The sequence below is a fragment of the Nonomuraea rubra genome, assembly GCF_014207985.1.
Classification (GTDB): Bacteria; Actinomycetota; Actinomycetes; order Streptosporangiales; family Streptosporangiaceae; genus Nonomuraea; species Nonomuraea rubra.
Map to the genome: position 1 here is coordinate 4,265,713 of NZ_JACHMI010000001.1, position 20,976 is coordinate 4,286,688.

At 73.2% G+C, this 20,976-nt stretch carries 23 protein-coding genes; 10 read left to right on the forward strand and 13 right to left on the reverse strand.

Features of this window, described 5'->3' with window-relative positions; translation table 11 throughout:
• Positions 1 to 68 precede the first annotated feature (68 nt).
• Together HD593_RS19450 and fabI are read left to right on the forward strand one after the other, a co-directional pair.
• A complete protein-coding gene (locus HD593_RS19450) occupies positions 69 to 764 on the forward strand; it encodes a beta-ketoacyl-ACP reductase (protein ID WP_185103489.1) in 696 nt (231 codons plus the stop codon).
• Between the two features lies 1 nt (position 765).
• A complete protein-coding gene (fabI, locus tag HD593_RS19455) occupies positions 766 to 1,530 on the forward strand; it encodes an enoyl-ACP reductase FabI (RefSeq protein WP_185103490.1) in 765 nt (254 codons plus the stop codon).
• 207 nt (positions 1,531 to 1,737) lie between these two features.
• On the opposite strand, the gene HD593_RS19460 is transcribed toward fabI, so the two are convergent.
• The 4 genes from HD593_RS19460 to HD593_RS19475 all read right to left on the reverse strand — a co-directional run bounded on the left by HD593_RS19460 (position 1,738) and on the right by HD593_RS19475 (position 4,678).
• Positions 1,738 to 2,094 carry an STAS domain-containing protein gene (locus HD593_RS19460; protein ID WP_185103491.1) on the reverse strand — a complete coding sequence of 119 codons (357 nt, stop codon included), beginning with the start codon at positions 2,092 to 2,094 and terminating at the stop codon, positions 1,738 to 1,740.
• 88 nt (positions 2,095 to 2,182) lie between these two features.
• Positions 2,183 to 2,611, reverse strand: a complete 429-nt coding sequence (locus HD593_RS19465) for a hypothetical protein (protein ID WP_185103492.1) — start codon at positions 2,609 to 2,611, stop codon at positions 2,183 to 2,185.
• 122 nt (positions 2,612 to 2,733) lie between these two features.
• The gene (locus tag HD593_RS19470) at positions 2,734 to 3,582 is read right to left on the reverse strand and encodes a hypothetical protein (protein WP_185103493.1); all 849 of its coding nucleotides are present in this window, start codon (positions 3,580 to 3,582) and stop codon (positions 2,734 to 2,736) included.
• A 148-nt stretch (positions 3,583 to 3,730) separates the two neighbouring features.
• Positions 3,731 to 4,678, reverse strand: coding sequence for an aldo/keto reductase (locus HD593_RS19475; protein WP_185103494.1), 948 nt, complete (start codon positions 4,676 to 4,678; stop codon positions 3,731 to 3,733).
• A 64-nt stretch (positions 4,679 to 4,742) separates the two neighbouring features.
• Here HD593_RS19475 and HD593_RS19480 point away from each other — a divergent pair, with 64 nt between their 5' ends.
• The 8 genes from HD593_RS19480 to HD593_RS19515 all read left to right on the forward strand — a co-directional run bounded on the left by HD593_RS19480 (position 4,743) and on the right by HD593_RS19515 (position 11,373).
• Complete coding sequence (locus HD593_RS19480; protein ID WP_185103495.1) at positions 4,743 to 5,429, forward strand: MSMEG_4193 family putative phosphomutase; 687 nt, start codon at positions 4,743 to 4,745, stop codon at positions 5,427 to 5,429.
• Between the two features lie 9 nt (positions 5,430 to 5,438).
• The gene (locus HD593_RS19485; RefSeq protein ID WP_185103496.1) at positions 5,439 to 5,987 is read left to right on the forward strand and encodes a DUF3090 domain-containing protein; all 549 of its coding nucleotides are present in this window, start codon (positions 5,439 to 5,441) and stop codon (positions 5,985 to 5,987) included.
• On the forward strand, positions 5,984 to 6,751 hold the full coding sequence (locus HD593_RS19490) for an SCO1664 family protein (RefSeq protein ID WP_185103497.1): 768 nt from the start codon (positions 5,984 to 5,986) through the stop codon (positions 6,749 to 6,751). Before HD593_RS19485 ends, HD593_RS19490 begins: the two co-directional genes overlap by 4 nt.
• Positions 6,752 to 6,783: 32 nt before the next feature.
• Positions 6,784 to 7,437 (forward strand): NRDE family protein, encoded by a 654-nt coding sequence (locus tag HD593_RS19495; RefSeq protein ID WP_185103498.1) that lies wholly within the window; start codon positions 6,784 to 6,786, stop codon positions 7,435 to 7,437.
• 10 nt (positions 7,438 to 7,447) lie between these two features.
• Positions 7,448 to 8,674 carry a cysteine--1-D-myo-inosityl 2-amino-2-deoxy-alpha-D-glucopyranoside ligase gene (gene mshC / locus HD593_RS19500; RefSeq protein ID WP_185103499.1) on the forward strand — a complete coding sequence of 409 codons (1,227 nt, stop codon included), beginning with the start codon at positions 7,448 to 7,450 and terminating at the stop codon, positions 8,672 to 8,674.
• 208 nt (positions 8,675 to 8,882) lie between these two features.
• Positions 8,883 to 9,530, forward strand: a complete 648-nt coding sequence (locus HD593_RS19505; RefSeq protein WP_185103500.1) for a TetR/AcrR family transcriptional regulator — start codon at positions 8,883 to 8,885, stop codon at positions 9,528 to 9,530.
• Between the two features lie 3 nt (positions 9,531 to 9,533).
• Positions 9,534 to 10,355 carry a class I SAM-dependent methyltransferase gene (locus tag HD593_RS19510; protein ID WP_185103501.1) on the forward strand — a complete coding sequence of 274 codons (822 nt, stop codon included), beginning with the start codon at positions 9,534 to 9,536 and terminating at the stop codon, positions 10,353 to 10,355.
• Positions 10,356 to 10,407: 52 nt separating this feature from the next.
• On the forward strand, positions 10,408 to 11,373 hold the full coding sequence (locus HD593_RS19515) for an NAD-dependent epimerase/dehydratase family protein (RefSeq protein WP_185103502.1): 966 nt from the start codon (positions 10,408 to 10,410) through the stop codon (positions 11,371 to 11,373).
• A 94-nt stretch (positions 11,374 to 11,467) separates the two neighbouring features.
• Here the strand turns inward: HD593_RS19515 and HD593_RS19520 are convergent, their stop codons facing one another.
• The 9 genes from HD593_RS19520 to HD593_RS19560 are packed head-to-tail and all read right to left on the reverse strand — an operon-like array spanning position 11,468 to position 20,897.
• On the reverse strand, positions 11,468 to 12,430 hold the full coding sequence (locus HD593_RS19520; protein WP_185103503.1) for a UDP-glucuronic acid decarboxylase family protein: 963 nt from the start codon (positions 12,428 to 12,430) through the stop codon (positions 11,468 to 11,470).
• Positions 12,427 to 13,314: a glycosyltransferase family 9 protein gene (locus HD593_RS19525; protein WP_185103504.1), complete on the reverse strand. Its 888-nt coding sequence runs from the start codon at positions 13,312 to 13,314 to the stop codon at positions 12,427 to 12,429. The genes HD593_RS19520 and HD593_RS19525 overlap by 4 nt, the downstream gene beginning before the upstream one ends.
• Positions 13,305 to 13,979 carry an SDR family oxidoreductase gene (locus tag HD593_RS19530; protein ID WP_185103505.1) on the reverse strand — a complete coding sequence of 225 codons (675 nt, stop codon included), beginning with the start codon at positions 13,977 to 13,979 and terminating at the stop codon, positions 13,305 to 13,307. Before HD593_RS19530 ends, HD593_RS19525 begins: the two co-directional genes overlap by 10 nt.
• Positions 13,976 to 15,328 (reverse strand): PfkB family carbohydrate kinase, encoded by a 1,353-nt coding sequence (locus HD593_RS19535; RefSeq protein WP_185103506.1) that lies wholly within the window; start codon positions 15,326 to 15,328, stop codon positions 13,976 to 13,978. Before HD593_RS19535 ends, HD593_RS19530 begins: the two co-directional genes overlap by 4 nt.
• Positions 15,325 to 15,870, reverse strand: coding sequence for a D-sedoheptulose-7-phosphate isomerase (locus HD593_RS19540; RefSeq protein ID WP_185103507.1), 546 nt, complete (start codon positions 15,868 to 15,870; stop codon positions 15,325 to 15,327). The genes HD593_RS19535 and HD593_RS19540 overlap by 4 nt, the downstream gene beginning before the upstream one ends.
• 2 nt (positions 15,871 to 15,872) lie before the next feature.
• Entirely contained in the window at positions 15,873 to 17,066 is a 1,194-nt protein-coding gene (locus HD593_RS19545) for a glycosyltransferase (protein ID WP_185103508.1), read from the reverse strand.
• Positions 17,063 to 18,190: a glycosyltransferase family 9 protein gene (locus HD593_RS19550; protein WP_185103509.1), complete on the reverse strand. Its 1,128-nt coding sequence runs from the start codon at positions 18,188 to 18,190 to the stop codon at positions 17,063 to 17,065. The genes HD593_RS19545 and HD593_RS19550 overlap by 4 nt, the downstream gene beginning before the upstream one ends.
• A complete protein-coding gene (locus HD593_RS19555) occupies positions 18,187 to 19,269 on the reverse strand; it encodes a glycosyltransferase family 2 protein (RefSeq protein ID WP_185103510.1) in 1,083 nt (360 codons plus the stop codon). Before HD593_RS19555 ends, HD593_RS19550 begins: the two co-directional genes overlap by 4 nt.
• Positions 19,266 to 20,897 (reverse strand): carbamoyltransferase family protein, encoded by a 1,632-nt coding sequence (locus HD593_RS19560; protein ID WP_185103511.1) that lies wholly within the window; start codon positions 20,895 to 20,897, stop codon positions 19,266 to 19,268. The genes HD593_RS19555 and HD593_RS19560 overlap by 4 nt, the downstream gene beginning before the upstream one ends.
• Positions 20,898 to 20,976 lie beyond the last annotated feature (79 nt).

A 20,976-nucleotide genomic window follows, 5' to 3' on the forward strand; every position in this document is an offset into this window, starting at 1 on the left:
CCTAACCCTGTGATCTTGTACCACCCGGACAAGCCGAAACCCGCCGGTACGAGATAGCGTCAGGTCTCATGGCACGCTCTGTACTCGTCACCGGGGGCAATCGCGGCATAGGCCTCGCGATCGCCCGTGAACTCGCCGCGGCAGGCGACGCCGTCGCGGTCACCTACCGATCGGGGGAGCCGCCCGAGGGCCTGTTCGGCGTGCGCTGCGACGTCACCAGCACCGCCGACGTCGAGGCCGCCTTCGACAAGGTCGAGGCCGAGCACGGCCCGGTCGAGGTCCTGGTCTCCAACGCCGGCATCACCAAGGACACCCTGCTGGCGATGATGAAGGAGGAGACCTTCACCGACGTCATCGACGCCAACCTCACCGGCGCCTACCGCGTCGCCAAGCGGGCCATCAGGCCCATGATGCGGCTCAAGCGCGGCCGGATCATCCTCATCTCCTCCGTCGTCGGCCTGTCCGGACAGGCCGGCCAGGCCAACTACGCCGCCTCCAAGGCCGGCCTGGTGGGCTTCGCCCGCTCCCTGGCCCGCGAGTACGGCTCGCGCAACATCACGGTCAACGTCGTCTCGCCCGGCTTCGTCGCCACCGACATGACGGCCGAGCTCGACCAGGAGGCCATCGTGGCCAACATCCCCCTCGGGCGGCAGGCGGCCCCCGAGGAGATCGCGCGCGTCGTGCGCTTCCTGTCGAGCGACGACGCCTCCTACATCACCGGGGCCGTGATCCCCGTCGACGGCGGACTCGGAATGGGGCACTGACATGGGCATTCTCGAAGGCAAGCGGATCCTCGTGACCGGTGTCCTGACGGACTCCTCCATCGCTTTCGCGGTGGCCAAGCTGGCCCAGAAGGAGGGCGCCACCGTCGTCCTGACCGGCTTCGGCCGCCTCAGCCTGGTGGAGCGCATCGCCAAGCGCCTGCCCACCCCGGCGCCGGTCCTGGAGCTCGACGTCCAGAACAACGAGCACCTCGACACCCTCGCCGCCCGCGTCGGCGAGCACGTCGACGGCCTCGACGGCGTCGTCCACTCGATCGGCTTCGCCCCGCAGAGCGCCCTGGGCGGCAACTTCCTCAACACCTCCTGGGAGGACGTCGCCACGGCGCTGCAGGTGTCGACGTTCTCGTACAAGTCTCTGGCGGTGGCCTGCCTGCCGCTCATGAAGGAGGGCGGCGCGGTCGTCGGCCTCGACTTCGACGCCTCCAAGGCGTGGCCCGTCTACGACTGGATGGGCGTCGCCAAGGCCGGCCTGGAGTCCTGCAACCGCTACCTGGCCCGCGACCTGGGCAAGCACAACATCCGCGTCAACCTGGTGGCGGCGGGGCCGCTGCGCACGATGGCGGCCAAGTCGATCCCGGGCTTCAAGGAGTTCGAGGACAGCTGGCCGGAGCGGGCCCCGCTGGGCTGGGACCTGGCCGACACGCTGCCGACGGCCCGGGCCTGCGTGGCCCTGATGTCCGACTGGTTCCCGGCCACCACCGGCGAGATCCTCCACGTAGACGGCGGCGCCCACGCGATCGGCGCCTGACCGACGATTTCAGGTTCATCTTTTACGGCACAGCCGACGGCACGCCATCCGCCGTACATGGCCGGCCCCTGTCCAGGGGAACGCTCCTCCGGTTCACGGGGCCGGGCATCGTTACGTGCGAAACGTGGGCCGTCGGCGTGCTTGGCCGTGTCCACCGCTCGTGTCCACCGCTCGTGTCCACTGCCGGGCCGTCCCGGAGCGGAGGGGTCAGATGGGGGGCTCGTCCTCCAGGCCGTGCATGGCCTCGGTCACGGTGCCGAACAGTGGGAGCAGGGCCTCCAGGCCGCTGTCCTCCAGCATCCGCCTGACATGTCCGCGCCGGTCTGCCAGCGCCATCAGGCCGCCGCGCCGCCGCATGTGGTGAGCCAGCAGCACCAGCATGTCCACCCCGAAGTCGTCGAGGACGTTCAGCTCGCTCACGTCGACGATCAGCCGCGCACCGGGGTCGCCCAGGTGCAGGATCTCCTGCTCGACCTGATCCACGGTGGCGTCGTCGAGGCTTCCGCTCAGGGCGATGACCGCCCAGGCGCGTCGGAAGTCCGGAACTTCCTCGCCTTCCGCCACGACCCCTGATCGTCTCACTGTCTCGGCATGGATGGGGGCGACTTTCACCTGCCCTCGGGAGCGGCGTCCATCCGGTGGAAGCCGGAGATCAGCAGGAGGGCCCGGCCGGACGGTACGAGGCCGCCCAGGCGGCTCTGGCCTCGCGGGCCCGCCCGGCGGCGGCCCTGTGCCAGGCGGCACGTTCCGCGTGGTGAGCGACGTCGCCGAAGCCGCGTGCCACGCACGCCTCGAACTGGCGGGCGGCCCGTTCATGCACGGCGATCAGGACCTGGTAGGTCACGGAGTGATCGAGCGCGGCCCGCAGCGGCACCGGAACGGGGCCGAGCGAGCCGCGGCGGGCAGGCGGCAGGCCGGCCCGCAGGCGCTGCAGCCGGATGCCCGCCCGCCGGGCCCGCTCCGCGGCCCGTGCGGCCCGCTCGGCCGCCGCCTTCGCCAGCCGCAGGAACCCGTCGCCCGCTCCCGGCCCCGCGTCACGCCGTCCGTGGTGGTCCGGCGAAGGGTGCTCCAGGGCTGACATGGCGGCTCCTCACCCGAGTACGCCGCCCCACCACGTCGGCGGCCTCATCCCTCCACCACCGGGGCCATCGGCGCGCTCAACGACCACGATAGACCTCATCGTGTTCGCCGCAACACGTCGTGTCACGCCAGCCGGTGCCGGCCGTTCCCGGCGCGTGCCGGCTCGAACGGGATCGACTCCGTGGGCTCCGTGCGCTGCCGGCGCTGCTGCACGATCCGGGTGGCCAGCACCGCCGAGCCCAGCAGCGCGATCGTCAGCGCCGTCCCCAGCACGTCGGAGGCGGGCGGGGTGGGGCGCACCACCCGCTGGTCCTGCATGGGCACCGCGAGCTCGTGCACGAACGGGTTGGGCCACAGCAGATCGACCCGCGGCTCCTCCGCGTGGGCGGTCTTCTTCTCCTCCTCGACCGGCGCGCCCGTGCCGACCGTGTGCGGCCGGCTCTCCGGGGGAGTGGCGCGCGGCACGGCCGGGGCCGTGGCGGTGCTCTCCCAGCCGCGGCCCGTACGGACCTCCGTGGCCGTGGCCGAGGGCGTGGACCGCGGGGTCGGCCGGACGGCGACGCCCTGGTCCTCGCAGGCGAGCACCGGCAGGCACACGTCACCGAGCGTCTCCGGCACCAGCCCCGTCCTGCTCGGCCTGGGCGTGGTGGGCGAGGTGGTGGACGGTTTGACGGGGGAGGTCGTGGAGGGGGTGGCCCTGGCGGTGGGCGCCGCCTCGCCGACCCGGCCGAGCACCTCGTCGCTGACCTTGTCCACGCCGTCGGTCACCGGGTCGGTGACGCCGCCGGTCAGCGTGTCGACGGTGCCGGTGACGGCCTCCACCACGTCGCACAGCGTGTTGGTCACCCCCGAGAGCAGGCCCCCGTCGCGCGTGCAGTCCTGGGCGGCGGCCGAGGCGGCCGGTGCCCCCACCGGGACGGCCGCCAGCGCCACCGCGAGAACTCCAGCCGAGATCGCGGTCCTGCTCCCCATCCGTCCCCTCCTGCGTCGCTTCCGGGGGAAATCTTTATGGACATCGGCCGTCAGACGCAGGCGTTTGCCGGGTAAAGTTGCGATTCGGTATCGAGTAGTGATACGCGAGAAGGTCTCTCGTTCCAGGTCGCGGCGGTCACGCGGCCGGTCAGTCGAGCGACGACACGTCATCTAGGGCCTCGCGGATCTCGATCGGCAGCACGACGTCCTCGGCGGGGAGGACTCCCTTCAACTGCGCGTGCGTACGCGCCCCGACGATGGCCGAGGCCACGCAGGGCTGGTCCCGCACCCACGAAAGGGCCACGGCCAGGGGCGACACGCCGAGCCCGTCGGCGGCGGTCATGACGGACTCCACGACCCGCCTGCTGCGCTCGTCCAGATAGGGCCGGACGAAGTCGGCGAAGTGCGGGGTGGCGGCGCGCGAGTCGGCCGGGATGCCGGTGCGGTACTTGCCCGTGAGCACCCCCCGCCCCAGCGGCGACCAGGCCAGCACGCCCACCCCCAGGTGCGCGGCGGCGGGCAGCAGCTCACGCTCCGGCTCGCGGGCCAGCAGGGAGTACTCGGCCTGGGCCGAGGTGATCGGGATGCGGCCGGGGATCATCCGCTGGGTGACGGCGGCGGTGGCGAGCTGCCAGCCGGTGTAGTCGCAGACGCCCGCGTAGACGGCGCGCCCGGAGGAGACGATGGCGTCGAGCGCGGCCAGGGTCTCCTCCAGGGGCACCTCGGCGTCGTAGGTGTGCAGCTGCCACAGGTCGACGTAGTCGAGCCCGAGCCGGTTGAGCGACTCGTCCACCGCGGCGATCAGGTGGCGCCTGGAGGCGTCGCGAGGGCGGCGGCCCGCCGGCGTCACCACGGCCTTGGTGGAGATCACCAGCTCCGCGCGCGGCACCGAGTCGCGCAGCATCCGCCCCAGGAGCCGCTCGGCGTCGCCGGCGGTGTAGACGTCGGCGGTGTCGACCAGGGTGCCGCCCGCGTCCATGAACGTGCGCAGCTGGGCGGCGGCCTCGTCCGCGTCGGTGTCACGGCCCCAGGTCATCGTGCCGAGCCCCAGCCGGGACACCGACAGGCCGCTGTGGCCGACATAGCGCTGCTCCATGATCCCGCCAGGTTACCGTCCAGGCCGATGAAACGTTGTGATCGACGCCTGCGACACTTGCTGGATGACCACGCTGCTTCTGGCCCGGCATGGGCTGACGGACCTCACCGGGCCGGTGCTGGCCGGCCGCACCCCGGGGGTGCATCTGAGCGAGGCGGGAAGGGCGCAGGCCGCCGCGCTCGCCGGGCGCGTCGCGGGCGTCAGGCTCGATGCCATTGTCTCCAGTCCGCTGGAACGCTGCCGGGAAACGGCGGAAGCGGTCGCGGAAGGCCGGGAGACGGACGTGCGGATCGACGACCGGTTCATCGAGTGCGGCTACGGGGAGTGGACCGGGCGGCCGCTGACCGAGCTGGCCAAGGAGCCGTTGTGGCAGGTCGTGCAGGCGCATCCGAGTGCGGTGACATTTCCGGAAGGGGAGTCGCTGGCCGGGATGCAGCACCGGGCCGTCGCGGCGGTCAGGGAGTGGAATCGAACCCTCGGGAGTAAGGCTGTCTACCTGGTTTGCAGTCACGGCGACGTGATCAAGGCGATCGTGGCGGACGCTCTGGGCCTTCATCTCGATCAGTTTCAGCGGATAACAGCTGATCCGGCGGCTCTCACCGTCATTCGCTATGCCCCCTTGCGTCCCTTTGTTCTCAGGGTCAACGATATGGGGGAATTGCGGCTTCCTGAGGATTCGGAGGAGAAAGACGGGGGAGAAAACATCACCGGGAGCGATGCCGCCGTCGGCGGCGGACCCGGAACCACGTAAGGTCAGGCTATGCCGGTCTTCGACTACGACCCACCAGAGAGGTTCGTCGCCGGTGCCCTGGGGCAGCCGGGCGCGCGGGTCTTTTTTCTGCAGGCCAGGGCCGAGGGCAGACTGACCACGGTGGCGCTGGAGAAATTGCAGGTGGCCGCGCTCGCGGGCAGGCTCGACGAGCTGCTCGACGAAGTGCTGCGGCTCAGCGGGGGCACCGCCCAGGTGCCCGCACTGGCCCCGGCCGACCTGGCCGACGACGCTCCTCTCGAAACGCCGGTCGCGGAGGACTTCCGCGTCGGCACCATGGCGCTGACCTGGGATGCCGAGAAGTCGCAGGTGGTGATCGAGGCGCAGGAGGTCATCGACGAGGACGATCTCGACAGGCCCGACCCCGCGGTGCTGCGCGTGCGCATCAGCGCCGGCGCCGCTCGCGCCTTCACCCAGCGAGCGCTCCAGATCGTCGCGGCGGGCCGACCGCCGTGCCCCCTGTGCGGGCAGCCCCTCGACGCCGCAGGTCACGTCTGCGTCCGACTCAACGGCTATCGCGGGGGTGAGGCGGCTTCATGACCGCTCCCGAGAGCGAACCGGCCATCAAGCCTCCCTCCCCACCGCCGTCCGTGCATGACGAGGACGCGCTCGCGCTGCTGCGCGACGGCACGCTGGAGGTCGCCGGCCGCCTCGTCGAGGCGACGAACATGACGCTCTACTGCTCGGTCAAGCTGGGTGACAGATCGGCGGCGTGCGTCTACAAGCCCGTACGCGGCGAGCGCCCCCTGTGGGACTTCCCCGACGGCACCCTCGCAGCCCGCGAGGTGGCCGCGTTCGAGGTCTCGCAGGCCACCGGCTGGCGCATCGTCCCGCCCACGGTCTACCGCGACGGGCCGTTCGGCCCCGGCATGTGCCAGCTCTGGATCGACACCGAGCGCGAGATCGACCTCATGCGGCTGGTCAAGAGCCGCAACCCGGTCGTACGGCGGATGGCGGTGTTCGACGCGGTGGTCAACAACGCCGACCGCAAGGGCGGCCACCTGCTGCCGCTGCCCACCGGCCACGTGTACGGCGTCGACCACGGCGTCTGCTTCTCCGTGGAGGACAAACTCCGCACGGTCCTGTGGCAGTGGCGCGGCAAGCCGCTGGCCCGCGAGGCGGTGGCGGTGCTGGCCAAGCTCGAGCGCGACATCGAGTCGGGCTCGCTCGGGCGCAGGCTGCGCGAGCTGCTGACGCTGGCGGAGGTGGAGGCCACCTGGCAGCGGGTCAGGCGGTTGCTCGACACCGGCGTGCATCCGTACCCGTCGGAGGGCTGGCCGGCCATACCCTGGCCCCCCATCTGAAAGACCTGGAGCCCGTTTAATACCCTTTGCCCATGTGCACGCTGATCGTGAGAACCGGGCGGCGGCTGAGCCTCATGGGCGTCAGGGACGAGCTCACCGACCGGCCCTGGGAAGGGCCGGGCGAACACTGGCCCGAGTACCCGGGGGTGATCGGGGGGCGTGACCTCAAGGCCGGCGGCACCTGGCTGGCCGTCTCCCCGGCGGACCGCCGCGCGGCGGCGCTGCTCAACGGCCGCGGCCGGGCCGCCGACGAGCGGACCAGGGTCTCGCGGGGCGACCTGGCGCTGCGGGCGGCGTACACGGGGGAGCTGCCCGCCGAGGCCGATCTGCACGACTACGACCCCTTCCACCTCGTGCTGGCCGGCCTGTCGCGGGTGCGGCTGCTGAGCTGGGACGGCGAGCGCGCGGCCGGCTCCGAGCTGCCCCAGGGCACCAGCATGGTCGTCAACACGGGCCTGGACCCCGCGAGCGAGCGCGTCGTGGCGTACCTGCCCCGCTTCAGGGACTCCGAGCGGTGGGACGAGCTGATCCAGGCCGAGCCGTCCTCCGACCCCGGGGCGCTCATCGTCAGGCACGAGCTGCCGGACGGCCGGATCTTCGCCTCCCTGTCGGTGATGGCGGTCGAGATCGGGCGGGAAGGCGTGACGTACGACTTCACCGACCTGACAGCCGAGCGGGACGGATAGGCTCAAAGGCATGAGATCGTGGTCTGCCCAGAACATCCCCAGACTCCCAGGTGAGAGCATTCCGCTCAGTCTCTACGACACCTCGGCCAAGCAGGTGCGGCAGACCGACCCCGGCCCCACCGCCAGGATGTACGTCTGCGGCATCACCCCTTACGACGCCACCCACCTCGGGCACGCCAACACCTACCACGCCTTCGACCTCGTCGGCAGGGTGTGGCGCGACGCCGGACACGAGGTGCACTACACGCAGAACGCCACAGACGTGGACGATCCGCTGCTGGAGCGGGCCACCCAGACCGGCGTCGACTGGCAGCAGCTGGCCGAGCGGGAGATCGAGCTGTTCCGCGGCGACATGGAGGCGCTGCGGATCATGCCGCCCCGCGAGTACGTCGGCGTCACCGAGGTCGTCGGCCGGGTGGCCGACCTGATCGCCAAGCTGGCCGCCAAGGGCGTCACCTACGTCCTCGACGGCGACGTCTACTTCAGCGTGGCCGACGCGCCCAAGTTCGGCCAGGTGTCCGGTTACAGCGAGCAGGAGATGCTGGCCCTGTTCGCCGAGCGCGGCGGCGACCCCGAACGGCCGGGCAAGCGTCACCCGCTCGACTGGCTGCTGTGGCGGGCCGAGCGGCCCGGCGAGCCGGCGTGGGACTCGCCGCTGGGGCGGGGCCGTCCCGGCTGGCACATCGAGTGCACCGCGATCGCCCTCGACAACCTGGGTCCCGGCTACGACGTGGCCGGCGGCGGCTCCGACCTGATCTTCCCGCACCACGAGTGCGGCGCCTCCGAGGGGCACGCCGCGACCGGCGAGTGGCCGTTCGCGAAGTTCTACGCGCACGCCGGCATGGTGGCGCTCGACGGCGAGAAGATGTCGAAGTCCAAGGGCAACCTGGTCTTCGTCTCAAGGCTGCGCCGCGAGCACGACCCGATGGCGATCAGGCTCGTGCTGCTGGCCCACCACTACCGGGCCGACTGGGAGTACGTGCCGGACATGATGGCGCAGGCGGAGCGCCGGCTGGCGCTGTGGCGCTCGGCCGCCGCGCTCACGGCGGGGCCGCCCGCCGGAGAGCTGCTGGCCAAGGTGCGCGAGCGGCTGGCCGACGACCTCGACTCGCCCGGCGCGCTGGCCGCCGTGGACGCCTGGGCCGAGCAGGCCCTGGCGGGTGGCGGCACGGACGAGTCGGCCCCCGGCCTCGTCCGCGACCTCGCCGACGCCCTCCTTGGGGTCGCCCTCCGCTGACCCCGGGTTTCACAAAGCGGCCGCCCTGCCAAGGGCGGCCGCATTTTTAGTTGCGGGCCCTTGACTGCGCAGGCCCTTGGTTGCGCGGGCAATTCGTGCGCGGGCAATTCGTGCGCGGGCAATTCGTGCGCGGGCCCCTTGGTGCGCGGCAATTCGTGCGCGGGTGCTTGGTTGCGTGGGAGCTGAACACTCGTTTAGTCTGCTGAACATGTGTTCAGCCAGCCAGGCGGATCTGACCGCCCAAGCCAAGATCCGCGACGCCGCCATCGCCCACTTCGCCCGCGACGGCTTCCAGAAGACCGGCCTGCGAGCCGTCGCGGCCACGGCGGGGGTGAGCGCCGCCCTGGTCATCCACCATTTCGGCAGCAAGGACAGGCTCCGCGCGGTCTGCGACGACCACGTTCTGGCGGCGCTCACCCGCAGGGGCCGCGCCGCCGGGGCGGCCGGGCTGCAGGGCCTGGCGGGCGAGTACCTGGCGGACCCGGAGGAGTACCACCTGCACGTGCGCTACATGGCCCGCGCCGTCGAGGACGACTCGCCCGCGGGTGCCGCGTTCGTGACCACGATGGTGGACGAGACGGAGGCGATCCTGCGCGCCGGGATCGCGGACGGCTCGATGCGGCCGAGCTCCGACGTGCGGGCGCTGGCCGTGCTCAGCGTGCTGACCAGCCTGGCCACGCTCACGATGCCGCCCTCCCTGGCTCGCGCGCTCGGCCACGAGCGGTTCGGCCCGGAGGTCCTGCGGCGGCTGGCACTGCCCACGATCGAGGTCTACACCCACGGCCTCTACACCGACGACGCCGTACTCGAGGCGGCCGCGAACGCGCTGTCCGCCGACCGGCGACAGGAGGACTGACCGATGCCCATCGCCCTGCCCGAGCTCACCCCGCTGCAGGAGACCCTGTGGCTGACGCTGTGCTGCCGCGCCATCGACAACCGCTCGTCCCACCGCATCCTGGGTGACGAGACGGCCGACGAGATCGTCCGCGAAACCGGCTACGACCACTCCAGGTTCCGCATCATGGCGGCGGGCGCGCTCAACGTCGCCCACCGGGCCAAGAAGCTCGACGAGATCGCCCGGCGGTTCTTCGCCCGCCATCCCCGGGGCGTCGGCCTGGACCTCGGGGCGGGCCTGGACAGCCGGGTGCTGCGCGTCTCCCCGCCGCCGGAGGCCGAATGGTACGACCTCGACTTCCCCGAGGTCATCGACCTGCGGCGGCGCCTGCTGCCCGCCGCCGCCACGCCCCGCGGCGTCGCCGCCGACCTGAACGAGCCCGGCTGGCTGGACGCCCTGCCCGCGGACCGGCCCGCGGTGATCGTCGCCGACGGGCTCCTCGCGTTCCAGAGCGAGGAAGAGATGATCACCCTGGTCGACCGCCTCGTCGGGCACTTCCCCAGCGGCGAGATCGCGTTCAACGGCTACAGCACGTTCGCCGTCTGGGCGCAGAAGCACTACAAGGGCGCCGAATCCGTCGCGAGGATCGCCAAGTTCCCCGGCTTCAACGACCCGCGCACGCCCGAACGCTGGAACCCGAAACTGAGGCTGGTCAAGGAGATCCTCTGCATGCGGGAGCCCGAAGTCGCCCTGTTCCCGCCGCTGCTGCGCTGGTGGACGCGGTTGTTCGCGCCCAGCGCCACCCTGTCGCGCTCGGGGAACGTGGTCCTGCACTACCGCTTCTGAGCGGAAGCGGATACCCTGATAATCAGCAGCACTGATTATCAGGGAGTCATTCATGATTCTGATCACCGGCGGGCTGGGCTTCATCGGCACGCACACCACCCGCGCCCTGCTGGACCTGGGGGAGTCCTGCGTGCTCGTCCAGCGCAGGCCGGCCGAGGTGCCCGCCGCCTTCGCGGCCGAGGCCGGCGAGCGGCTCTTCGTCGAGCAGGCCGACGTCGCCGACGAGCGGGCCCTGCTCGAGATCGGCGACCGGCACAAGATCACCGGCATCATGCACCTGGCCGGCTCCATGCCCTGGCCGGCCGGCGCGTACGAGCCGATCGAGCACACCGAGCGGGCGGTGCGGAGCCTGCTCACCCTGTTCCGCGCGGCCCGTGCCTGGCAGGTGCGCCGGCTCGGCCTGGCCAGCACGATCGGCGTGTACGCCGGGATCACCGCCGACGGGCCGCTCGGCGAGGACCTGCCGCTGACGATGAGCGCCCCGCACGTCATCCCCCGCTTCAAGAAGATCGGCGAGCTGCTGGCCGATCACCTCAACGAGGTGCTCGACGACGTCGAGGCGGTCAGCTACCGCATCGGGGGCATCTGGGGGCCGCTCGGGCACAACCCCGACCCGTTCTTCCCCGCGCCGCAGCTCGTGCACGCCGCCGCCCGCGGCACCGAGCCCGACCTGTCCGCGCTGATGGGCGAGACCCGCATGGAGAACGGCCTCGACGTGTGCTACGTCAAGGACTGCGGGCGGGCGCTCGCGCTGCTGCAGACGGCCGGGCGGCTGCGGCACCGCACGTACAACGTGGCCTCGGGGCGGATCACCACCAACCGCGACCTGATCGCGGCGATCAGGAAGCTCGTCCCCGGCGCGCGCGTGGACCTGCCGGAAGGGCGCGCGCCCGGGCCCGTCGACAACGCCCTCGACATCACGCGGCTGCGCGAGGACACCGGGTTCGAGCCCCCCTACGACACCGAGCGGGGCGTCGCCGAGTACCTGGAGTGGCTGCGCGCGGGCAACGAGCGCTAGACGGCGGAAACCCCCGCCGGAGGTGTGCTCCGGCGGGGGTCCCCGCTGTCCCGCGACGGCCTCCCGCCCGCGGCCCGGCGGAAACCGCGGTCCGTCAGACCTCGAGGCGTTCGAGCTGCTCGATCGCGGCGAGCTCGGCCGAGAACCACTCGATCGTGCGGCGCAGCCCCTCGCCGGCGGGCACCGTGGCCCGCCAGCCCAGCCGCTCGGCGGCCAGCGAGGTGTCGGGCCGCCGCACCTTCGGGTCGTCGGCGGGCCGGTCGATGAACCGGATCTCCGACGACGTACCCGTCAGCTCCTTGACGAGCGTGGCCAGCTCCAGCATCGTCAGTTCGTCGGGGTTGCCGATGTTCACCGGCCCGGCGAAGTCGCTGCGGGCCATGGCCAGGATGCCGGAGACGGTGTCGTCGACGTAGCAGATGGAGCGCGTCTGCGAACCGTCACCGGTGATCGTGATCGGCTCGCCGGTCAGCGCCTGCCGGATGAACGTCGGGATCGCCCGGCCGTCGAACGGGCGCATGCGCGGGCCGTAGGTGTTGAAGATGCGCACGATCCCCGTGTCGGTGGCGCGCGACTGCCGGTACGCGGTGGTCAGCGACTCGGCGAACCGCTTGGCCTCGTCGTACACGCTGCGCGGCCCGACCGGGTTGACGTTGCCCCAGTACGTCTCCTTCTGCGGATGCTCCAGGGGATCCCCGTACACCTCGCTGGTGGAGGCCAGCACGAACCTGGCCCCCTTCTCCCTGGCCAGCCCCAGCGCGTGCAGCGTGCCGACGCTGCCCACGCGCAGCGTCTCGATCGGATAGCGCAGGTAGTCGGCCGGCGAGGCGGCCGAGGCGAAGTGCAGCACGAGATCCAGCCGGTCCGGTACGTGCACGTACCCGGTCAGATCGCACTCGATGAGCCGGAACTCGGGCCGTTCGAGGAGATGCTCCACGTTGCGCGGCCCCCCGGTGAGGAAGCTGTCCATGCAGACCACCTCCGCTCCCTCGTCCAGCAGTCGCTCGCAGAGGTAGGAGCCGAGGAACCCGGCGCCTCCGGTGACCAGAGCCCTCATGAGATGACCTCCATGGCGGCGTCGACGACTTCGGAAACCTCGATCTTCAGCAGCCCAGGATCGGGCCGCTGGCCATGCGGGTCGCCGTTCTGCCCGGCCCACAGCGCCACGTGGCGCCAGCCGGGCGGCGGGCCCCACAGCCTGGGCGAGACCGGCCCGAACAGCACGACCGACGGCACGCAGAACGCCGTCGCCAGATGAGCCACGCCGGTGTCGCCGCAGACCACCAGCTTCGCCCTGCTGACCAGGTCGATCAGGTCGGCCAGGCAGGTCCGCCCCGCCAGCATCCGCTCCGGAGGCAGCCCCGCCAGCTCGGCGACCCGCGCGGCGATCGGCACCTCCTCAGCGTTCCCCGTGACGATGACGTCGTCCAGCGCCGCCGCCACCTCGGCGAACCGCTCCGGCGGCCAGCGCCGCGCGGGGAAGGCGGCGCCCGGATGCACGATCGCCGGCCCCGTACGGTCGGAGATGCCCAGCGTCAGATCGCCGGGATCGGTGGGCACGCCGTGCCACTCCAGCAGGTCGCACCACCGCCGCACCTCGTGCACCCCGTCCTGCCACGGGGGCCCGGTGCCGAAGCTGATCAGCCGCCCCGGCTCCGTGCGCCGCAGCGCCTCGATGCTCTGCGGCCCCCGGCCGTGCAGGTTGACCGCGATGTCGGGGCGCTCGAACGGCACGGCGTCCATCGGAATGGGACCCGGGCCCGACACGTCCACCTGGTCGTCCACCGCGCCGATCAGCGGCAGCAGCGCCTCCAGGTACCGGGGCGCGGCCAGCGTGATCCGGTGCGCGGGGAAGGCCTGGCGCAGCGACCGCAGGGCGGGCACGGCCGTGAGCAGGTCGCCCAGGCCGAGCCCGCGCAGCACGAGGAGTTCTAGGGCCATGACGTCTCCGTGGACGGGCAGACGACGAGCTCTCTCACCTCGCATCCGGCCGGCTGCCGCAGCGCGAAGACCACCGCCTGGGCGACGTCGGCCGGATCGTTCAGCCCCGCCTCGGGGCCCGGCTTGTACTGCTCGGGACGGCCGTCGAAGAAGCTCGTCCGCATGCCGCCGGGGATCAGCAGGGTCACCCCGATCTCCCCGCGCGTCTCGATGGCCAGCCCCCTGGTGAAGCCGACGACGCCGAACTTCGAGGCCGAGTACGCCGACGCGTCGCTCAGCGGCCGCAGCCCCAGCGTCGAGGCGCAGGTGACGACCTTGCCCCGGGTGTGCTTCAGGTACGGCAGCGCCGCCCGCACGACCGAGGCCGTGCCCAGCAGGTTCACCTTGATGACCCGCTCCCAGTCGTCGGCGGGCACGTCCTCCAGCCGCCCGCACGCGTCGATGCCCGCTGCCGTCACGACGGCGTCCAGGCCGCCGGCCCGCTCGGCCAGCTCGCGCACCGCGCGCTCGGCCTCCGCCCGGTCGGCCAGATCCGCCGTCACGTGCTCGAAGCGCTGGTCGGGCGCGCGCACGTCCACGACGAGGGCCTTCCAGCCCTCCTTCTCCACGGCCTCGGCGGTGGCCAGGCCGAGCCCGGACGCGCCCCCGGTGATCAATACGTTCACTGGATCTCCCTGATCAGATTGGTTGTCGAACGGCCCGGCAGCGTGCTCAGCACGACGATCTCCGCGCCGAGCCTGCCGAGCACCCCGGACTCGGGCAGCACTTCCCCCTCGTAGTCGCCGCCCTTCACCCACACGTCCGGGCGCAGCTGCTCGATGGCGGCGGCCGGGGTGTCCTCGTCGAACACCAGCACCGCGTCCACGCAGCCCAGCGCCCGCAGCACCTCGACCCGGTCGCGCACGTCCACGATGGGCCTGGACGGGCCCTTCAGCCGGCGTACCGAGTCGTCGGAGTTGACGCAGACGACCAGCGCGTCGCCCAGCGCCCTGGCCCGCCGCAGCAGGCTCACGTGGCCCGCGTGCAGCAGGTCGAAGCAGCCGCCCGTGGCGATCAGCCGGCCGCCGTAAGCCCGGGTGAGCCCGGCCACCTCCAGCGCCGTGCGCGGCCGGTCGCCGAGCCGCTGCTCCTGCACCTTCACGGTGGCGGCCCCGCCGCGCTCGACGAAGCGGGAGGCCTCGCCCACGCCGGTCGTGACCGCCTCCTCCGCGTCCGCGCCGTCGCGCAGCGCGAGCGCGGCGGCCCCGGCGAGCCTGTCGCCCGCGCCGCACGCGTCCCCGCCGGACACGGCGGGGCCGCCCGACCCCGCCGGCGGCGGCACCGTGGTCAGCGGGCCGCCCTCCACCGCGAGGCAGGCCCCGCGCTCGCCGGTCGTGACGGCCACCGCCCTGGCCCGCAGCGCCCGCACCAGCCGGCGGGCCGCCTGGTCGGGGCCGTGGTAGCCGGACGGGCAGAGCTGCCGCGCCTCCGCCTCGCTGGGCGTCAGCAGCGCGCAGCCGGGCATCGGCTGCTCGCCCCGGGGGTGGGGGTCCCACACCACCGGTACGCCCACCTCGCGCAGCAGCTCGCGGGCCATCCTGGCCACGCCCCTGCCGTAGTCGGAGACCAGCACGGCGCCGGCCCGGCCGATCGCCGCGATCGCCTCCGCGGTGGGGGAGTACCTGGCCGTGCCGTCACCGGTGTCCAGCCTGACGAGCGTCTGGCCGCGCGCCCTGACCCGGGTCTTGCGTACGGTGCCGCCGCGCAGCGGGAGCCGTACCAGGTCGAGCTCCTGCGACAGCAGCCCGCACAGGCGGTGCCCGTCGGGGTCGTCGCCGATCGCCGTGATCAGCACGACCTCGGCGCCGTCGCGGGCGGCCAGCAGCGCGGCCAGCCCGGCCCCGCCGGGGCGGGCCTGCTCGGCGGAGACGTCCAGCACCGGCACGGGCGCGTCCGGGCAGAGCCGCTCGGCCTCGCCCTCGACGTCCACGTCGAGCAGCGTGTCCCCGATGACGACCAGCGGCCTCTCCGTCACAGCGCCTCCTCGACCGCGTCGCACAGCAGGTGGATCAGTGCCAGGTGCACCTCTTGCACGGTCGCGGTCTCGCCGGGAACGGCCACCGCCTCGTCGCACAGGCCGGCGAGCGGGTTCGGGGCGGGGCCCGTCATGGCCCACGCCACGAGCCCGGCCTCCTGCGCCGCCCTGGCCGCGGCCAGCACGTTCGGGCTGCCGCCGCTGGTGGACAGGCACACCAGCACGTCCCCGGTACGGCCGTGCGCGCGCACCTGGCGGGCGTAGACCTGCTCGGCGCCGTAGTCGTTGGCGATCGCCGTCAGCGTCGAGCCGTCGGCGTGCAGCGGGATCGCCGCGTACGGCTGCCTGTCGTCCCTGAACCGGCCGACCAGCTCGGCCGTCAGGTGCTGGGCCTCGGCCGCCGACCCGCCGTTGCCGCAGGCGAGCAGCCTGCCCCCGGCGGCCAGCACGCCGGCCAGCTTGCCTCCCCAGGCCCGGACGGTGACCGCGTGGTCATCGACCTTCTCCAGGGTGTTCCAGAGCTTCTCCAGATGTGCGTCCACGATCAACCCCCCAGGGCCGCCAGACGGCAGACCTTTCCGTCGATGACCTGCGTGTACACGGCCTCGGTCAGCTCGGCCACGCGGGGCCAGCCGTACCGTTCCCTGGCCCGCCGGGCGCCTGCCGCGCCGAGCGCGCCGCGCCTGTCCGGGTCGCCGAGCACGTCCTTGAGCGCCCTGGCCAGCGCGCGCGGGCGGCGCGGCGGCACGAGCACGCCGCAGCCCGCCACGGTGTCCAGGTGGCCGCCGACCGCCGAGGCGACGACCGGCACGCCGCACGCCATGGCCTCCACGGGCACCATGCCGAACGGCTCGTACCAGGGCACCGTCACCACGACGTCGGCCGAGCGCATCAGCGCGGGCACGTGCGGGCGCGGCACGGAGCCGATGACGTGCACGCGGTCCCCGAGCCCGTAGCCCCCGGCCAGCTCGCGCAGCCTGAGCGCCTCCTCGTCGTCCTGGCTCCCGCCGGCGATCACCAGGTTCGCGCCGGGGACCTGGCGCAGCGCCGCGATCACGGTGTCCACGCCCTTGCGCGGCACCATCCGGCCGATGCTCAGCACGACCGGGCCGTCCGGGCGCGGCGCCACCGGCCCGTCCGGGCAGAACGCCGACAGGTCCACCCCGCACGGCACCACCGCGACGCGGTGCTCCGGGACCCCCATCGCGCACAGCTCGTTCACCTCGTCGCTGCAGGTGGCCAGCACCATGTCGGCCTGCAGGCCGATCTCGCGCTCGCTGTCGAGCCGGTGCGCGGGGCTGGTGTCGGCCGCGCCCTGCCAGCGCCGCTTGACCGTGCCCAGCGCGTGGAACGTCTGCACCACCGGCACTCCGGCGGCCGCCGCCGCCCGCAGCGCCGCCTGCCCGCTCATCCAGAAGTGGGCGTGCGCGACGTCCGGCGGGCGGGCGGCCCAGCGCGCCGTCAGCCATGCGGTGAACTCCGGCATGAACGGCGGCAGCTCGTCCTTGGGGACGGGCGCCGCGGGGCCCGCGGGCACGTACTCGACCGTGACGCCGGGCGCCAGGCTCACCGACTCCGGTTGCGACTCGGAGGAACGACGGGTGTGGACGACGACCGTGTGCCCCCGGCCTGCGAGGGCCACGGCCAGGGCGGCGACGTGGACGTTCTGGCCGCCGGCGTCGACGCCGCCGACCGCTGCCAGCGGGTCCGCGTGCTCGGAGATGAGATCGACCTTCACTGCGTCAGCTCCCTCACTGCCTTGACCACCTGCTCACTTGTCACCTGGGACAGGCACGGGTGCCCGGGTACCGGGCAGACGCGCGCCCTGCTGCCACGGCAGGGCGCCTGCTGATCGCCCAGCAGCACCGCGGGCACGCCGTACGGGGCCCACCGCACCGCAGGGACAACGGGCGCGAACAGGCTCACGACCGGCGTTCCGACGGCCGCGGCGAGGTGCGCGGGGCCGGTGTTGCCCGCCACGAGCACACCGGCTCGCTCGATCACGGCAGCCAGTTCCGCGAATGTGGTCATTCCGCCCAGGTCGGCCGCGACGTCGCCGGCCACGTAGGCGGTGAGGTTCCGTTCTGTGCCGGTGACGACGACCTGGTGACCGTCGTCGGCCAGCTCCCGTACCGTCTGCCGGTGCCTGTCGGCAGGCCACGTGCGGGCGGGGGCCGATGTCCCTGGGTGAACCACGACATACGCGCCTTTGTCGGCAACGCCGCCGACGCCTACACAGTGCCCCGTAAATTTCCCTATATCCGGCAACGGTCGCTGAACAGCCAGTTTCCCGTCATCGCCCTCCGGCAGCGCGAACCCGGCCGCCTCCGCCACGGCCAGCATCCGCTCCGCCTCCGGCACGTCCACGCTCTCGTCCACCACGTGCCGCACGTCGAGCAGGGAGCCCGGGTAGTCGTTGCTGATCGCGGTGATCCGCTTCACCCCGGCCAGCCTCAGCAGCAACGCCAGCGGCAGCGCCGACTGGTGGAACGACGTCAGCAGCACCGCCTCGTCGATCCCGCCGGCCCTGCCGACCAGCTCCTCCACGCCCGCCGCGGTGACGGGCGGCGGGGTGTGGTCGATCCACGGGGCATGCCACACGATCACCCGGTCCACGCCGGGCAGCAGCTCGGCCGCCGCCCTGCCGTTCGGGCCGGCCAGGAAGACCACCTCGCGGGCCCTCGTACGGACCGCCCGCACGGCCGGGCCGGCCAGCAGCACGTCCCCGGCGTCGTCCAGCCGCGCCACGAGCACGCGCCCTCGGCCGGCCGTGCCGGCTCGCGCGCTGCTCGCCGTGCTGGCCGGCGCGCTGTCTCTTGCGGTCCTGTCCCTGCTGGAACGTTCCTGCCGGCCCCTGCTCATCGCCGCACCCTCCATTCCCCCCGAAGCCGGTGCGTACAGGCGACCGGCGGGATCAGCACGCTCGTGACGGCCATCCGCAGCACCTCCCGCGCGGTACGCGGGCCCGGCGCGATCCGCCGCCACGCGAAGTCCGCGGTCAGCCCCGCCCACACCGCCCCCGCACCCCACGCGGCCACGGCCGGCGCCCGCCCCGCGCCCCGCGACGCCGCACCCCGGGCACCGGACCTGGTACGGGTCGCGGCGGCCGCGGCGGCGAGGAGTACGGCCGCGAGGCCCGCGGCGGTCGTCAGGGCGTGCAGCCGCAGCCGGCCGCGGCCGCCGCCAATGCCGGCGCGCCACGAGGGCCCGTGCAGGCGGCGCATGAGCGCGTCGTCGGCGTTGCCCCGCTGGAAGCGCACGCTCGCCCAGAACCCGTCGTCCCGGACCGGATGCTCCGTCACGCGCTCGCCCCTGACCAGCCGGTGCCCGGCCCGCGCCACCCGCAGCGCCAGGTCGGCGTCCTCCCGGTACGCCCGCGGGAACCGCTCGTCGAACCCGCCCACCGCCTCCAGCACCGCCCTCCGGTAGGCCATGTCGGCCGTCACCCACAGAGCCCCCGCGAGCCCGGCGGTGTGCCGCTCGCCGTCGGTGGGCCGGCGCGTCCCGGGCAGCGGCACCACGATGCGCCCCTGGCTGCCCCCCACGTCGTCGGGCAGGTCCACCAGGTCCTTCCAGACCGCCTCGGCCCACCCGGGCGCCGGGATCACGTCGTCGTCGAGGAACACCACCCACGGCGTGTCCGCGGCCCGCCACCCGGCGTTCCGCGCCGCCGCGGGGCCCCGCCCACCCGACCGGACGACCCGCACATTCCCCGGCAGCGCCCCGGAAGGCAGCGCCCCGGAAGGCAGCGGCCCGGAAGGCAGCGGCCCGGAAGGCGACGGCTCATCGCGCAAGGCCCCGGATAGCAGCGGCTCAAGCGGCTCCCCGCCATCGGCGCCGGCCCTGTCGTCCACCACGATCACCGGCACGCCCGGCCCCACGGCCGCCAGCGTGTCACGCAGCGTGGCCCGCCCGATGGTGGGGATCACCACGGTGATCACGAGGCGAACACCTCCCCCCGCCGCACCACGTACGGCCCCAGCACCAGCACGTCCACCGGCGAGGACCCGAAGCACTCCAGCGCGTCACGCGGATCGTCCACCATGGGCCGCCCCGCCGTGTTGAGGCTCGTGTTGACCACCACCGGCAGCCCCGTACGCGCCTCGAACTCGCTCAGCACCCGCGCCATCAGCGGCTGCTCCCGGGGCGAGATCGTCTGGATCCTGGCCGTCCCGTCCACGTGCACCACCGCGGGGATCCGCCCCGCCCAGTCCGGGTGCACGTCGTGCACGAACAGCATGTACGGCGACGGCACAGGCCCCCGCCCGAAGATCTCGCGGGCCCGCGACTCCAGCACCATCGGCGCCACGGGCCGGAACTGCTCGCGCCCCTTGACGTCGTTCAACCGCTCGGTGTTGCGGGCGTGCCCCGGATGCGCCAGCAGCGACCGCTGCCCCAGCGCCCGCGGCCCGTACTCGGCCCGCCCCTGGAACCAGGCCACGATCCGGTCGGCCGCCAGCTCCGCGGCCACGGCGGCGGCCAGGTCGGCCGGGCGGGTGTACGGCACGCGGGCCACGTCCAGCCACGCCCCGAGCTCCTCGTCGGTGAAGCCGCGCCCGAGCGCCGCGTCCGGCATGGGCCCGGCGGGCTCGCCGTACGACTGCGCCAGGTGCAGCGCCCCGCCGAGCGCGGTGCCCGAGTCGCCCGCCGCCGGCTGGACCCAGATCTCCTCGAACGGGCCCTCGTCCAGCAGCCGCGTGTTGGCCACGCAGTTCAGCGCGACCCCGCCGGCCAGCGCCAGCCGCCGCTCGCCGGTCCGCTCGTGCAGCCAGCGCACCAGCTCCAGCAGCACCTCCTCCAGCCGGGCCTGCACGCTGGCGGCCAGGTCGGCGTGGTCGGAGGTCCACGGGGTGCCCTTCTTCAGCGCCTTGGCGTAGCCGCCCCAGTCGACCGGTTCGACGCGGAAGCCGCCGTCGCCGGTCGTGTAGATCACCTCGCGCAGCGACTCCAGGTGGCGGGGCCGGCCGTAGGAGGCCATCGCCATCACCTTGTACTCGTCGCTGGAGCGCAGGAAACCCAGGTGCTCGGTGACGTCCTCGTACATGAGGCCGAGGGAGTGCGGCAGCTCCTGCGCCGCCAGCACCTCCAGCTCGCCGCCCCGGTATCGGCCCGCCAGGTGGGAGACGTTCTCGCCGCGGCCGTCGGCCACCAGCACCGCGCAGTCGCGCCACGGCGCGGCCAGGCCCGCCGAGGCGGCGTGCGCCACGTGGTGCGGCACGTAGCTCACCTGGCCCGGGTCCAGGCCGGGCAGGGCCGTGGCGAGGAACGCGGGGGCGCGCACCGCGTACCTGGTCCGCAGGTCCTCCCAGTCGCCCTCCGGCTTTCCCACGACCAGCGACGGGTCGTAGGAGTAGGCCACCGCGTCGATGTCCTCGGGGGACAGACCCGCCTCGCGCAGGCACCACGCGGCGGCCAGCTCGGGCAGCTCCCACGCGGAGAACGCCAGCGGCCTCTTGCCGTGCTTGCGGCGGCTGAAGCGCTCTTCCTCCGCCGCTGCCACGATCTTCCCGTCGACCACCAGCGCGGCGGCCGGGTCGTGGAAGATCGCGTTGATGCCGAGAAACTTCATGCTTCCTCCCCCTAAGGATGTCGAGAACCGCTACCGAGAGGAGCGGTTCTCAAACATTCGGCGAGTCCGCGAGATGCGG

Bases quoted from the DNA above. Each gene is read 5' to 3' on its own strand.
- HD593_RS19450 (WP_185103489.1), top strand. From the start codon at position 69: ATGGCACGCTCTGTACTCGTCACCGGGGGCAATCGCGGCATAGGCCTC.
- fabI (WP_185103490.1), top strand. From the start codon at position 766: ATGGGCATTCTCGAAGGCAAGCGGATCCTCGTGACCGGTGTCCTGACG.
- HD593_RS19465 (WP_185103492.1), bottom strand. From the start codon at position 2,611: ATGTCAGCCCTGGAGCACCCTTCGCCGGACCACCACGGACGGCGTGAC.
- HD593_RS19470 (WP_185103493.1), bottom strand. From the start codon at position 3,582: ATGGGGAGCAGGACCGCGATCTCGGCTGGAGTTCTCGCGGTGGCGCTG.
- HD593_RS19475 (WP_185103494.1), bottom strand. From the start codon at position 4,678: ATGGAGCAGCGCTATGTCGGCCACAGCGGCCTGTCGGTGTCCCGGCTG.
- HD593_RS19480 (WP_185103495.1), top strand. From the start codon at position 4,743: ATGACCACGCTGCTTCTGGCCCGGCATGGGCTGACGGACCTCACCGGG.
- HD593_RS19485 (WP_185103496.1), top strand. From the start codon at position 5,439: ATGCCGGTCTTCGACTACGACCCACCAGAGAGGTTCGTCGCCGGTGCC.
- HD593_RS19490 (WP_185103497.1), top strand. From the start codon at position 5,984: ATGACCGCTCCCGAGAGCGAACCGGCCATCAAGCCTCCCTCCCCACCG.
- HD593_RS19495 (WP_185103498.1), top strand. From the start codon at position 6,784: ATGTGCACGCTGATCGTGAGAACCGGGCGGCGGCTGAGCCTCATGGGC.
- mshC (WP_185103499.1), top strand. From the start codon at position 7,448: ATGAGATCGTGGTCTGCCCAGAACATCCCCAGACTCCCAGGTGAGAGC.
- HD593_RS19505 (WP_185103500.1), top strand. From the start codon at position 8,883: ATGTGTTCAGCCAGCCAGGCGGATCTGACCGCCCAAGCCAAGATCCGC.
- HD593_RS19510 (WP_185103501.1), top strand. From the start codon at position 9,534: ATGCCCATCGCCCTGCCCGAGCTCACCCCGCTGCAGGAGACCCTGTGG.
- HD593_RS19515 (WP_185103502.1), top strand. From the start codon at position 10,408: ATGATTCTGATCACCGGCGGGCTGGGCTTCATCGGCACGCACACCACC.
- HD593_RS19520 (WP_185103503.1), bottom strand. From the start codon at position 12,430: ATGAGGGCTCTGGTCACCGGAGGCGCCGGGTTCCTCGGCTCCTACCTC.
- HD593_RS19525 (WP_185103504.1), bottom strand. From the start codon at position 13,314: ATGGCCCTAGAACTCCTCGTGCTGCGCGGGCTCGGCCTGGGCGACCTG.
- HD593_RS19550 (WP_185103509.1), bottom strand. From the start codon at position 18,190: ATGAGCAGGGGCCGGCAGGAACGTTCCAGCAGGGACAGGACCGCAAGA.
- HD593_RS19560 (WP_185103511.1), bottom strand. From the start codon at position 20,897: ATGAAGTTTCTCGGCATCAACGCGATCTTCCACGACCCGGCCGCCGCG.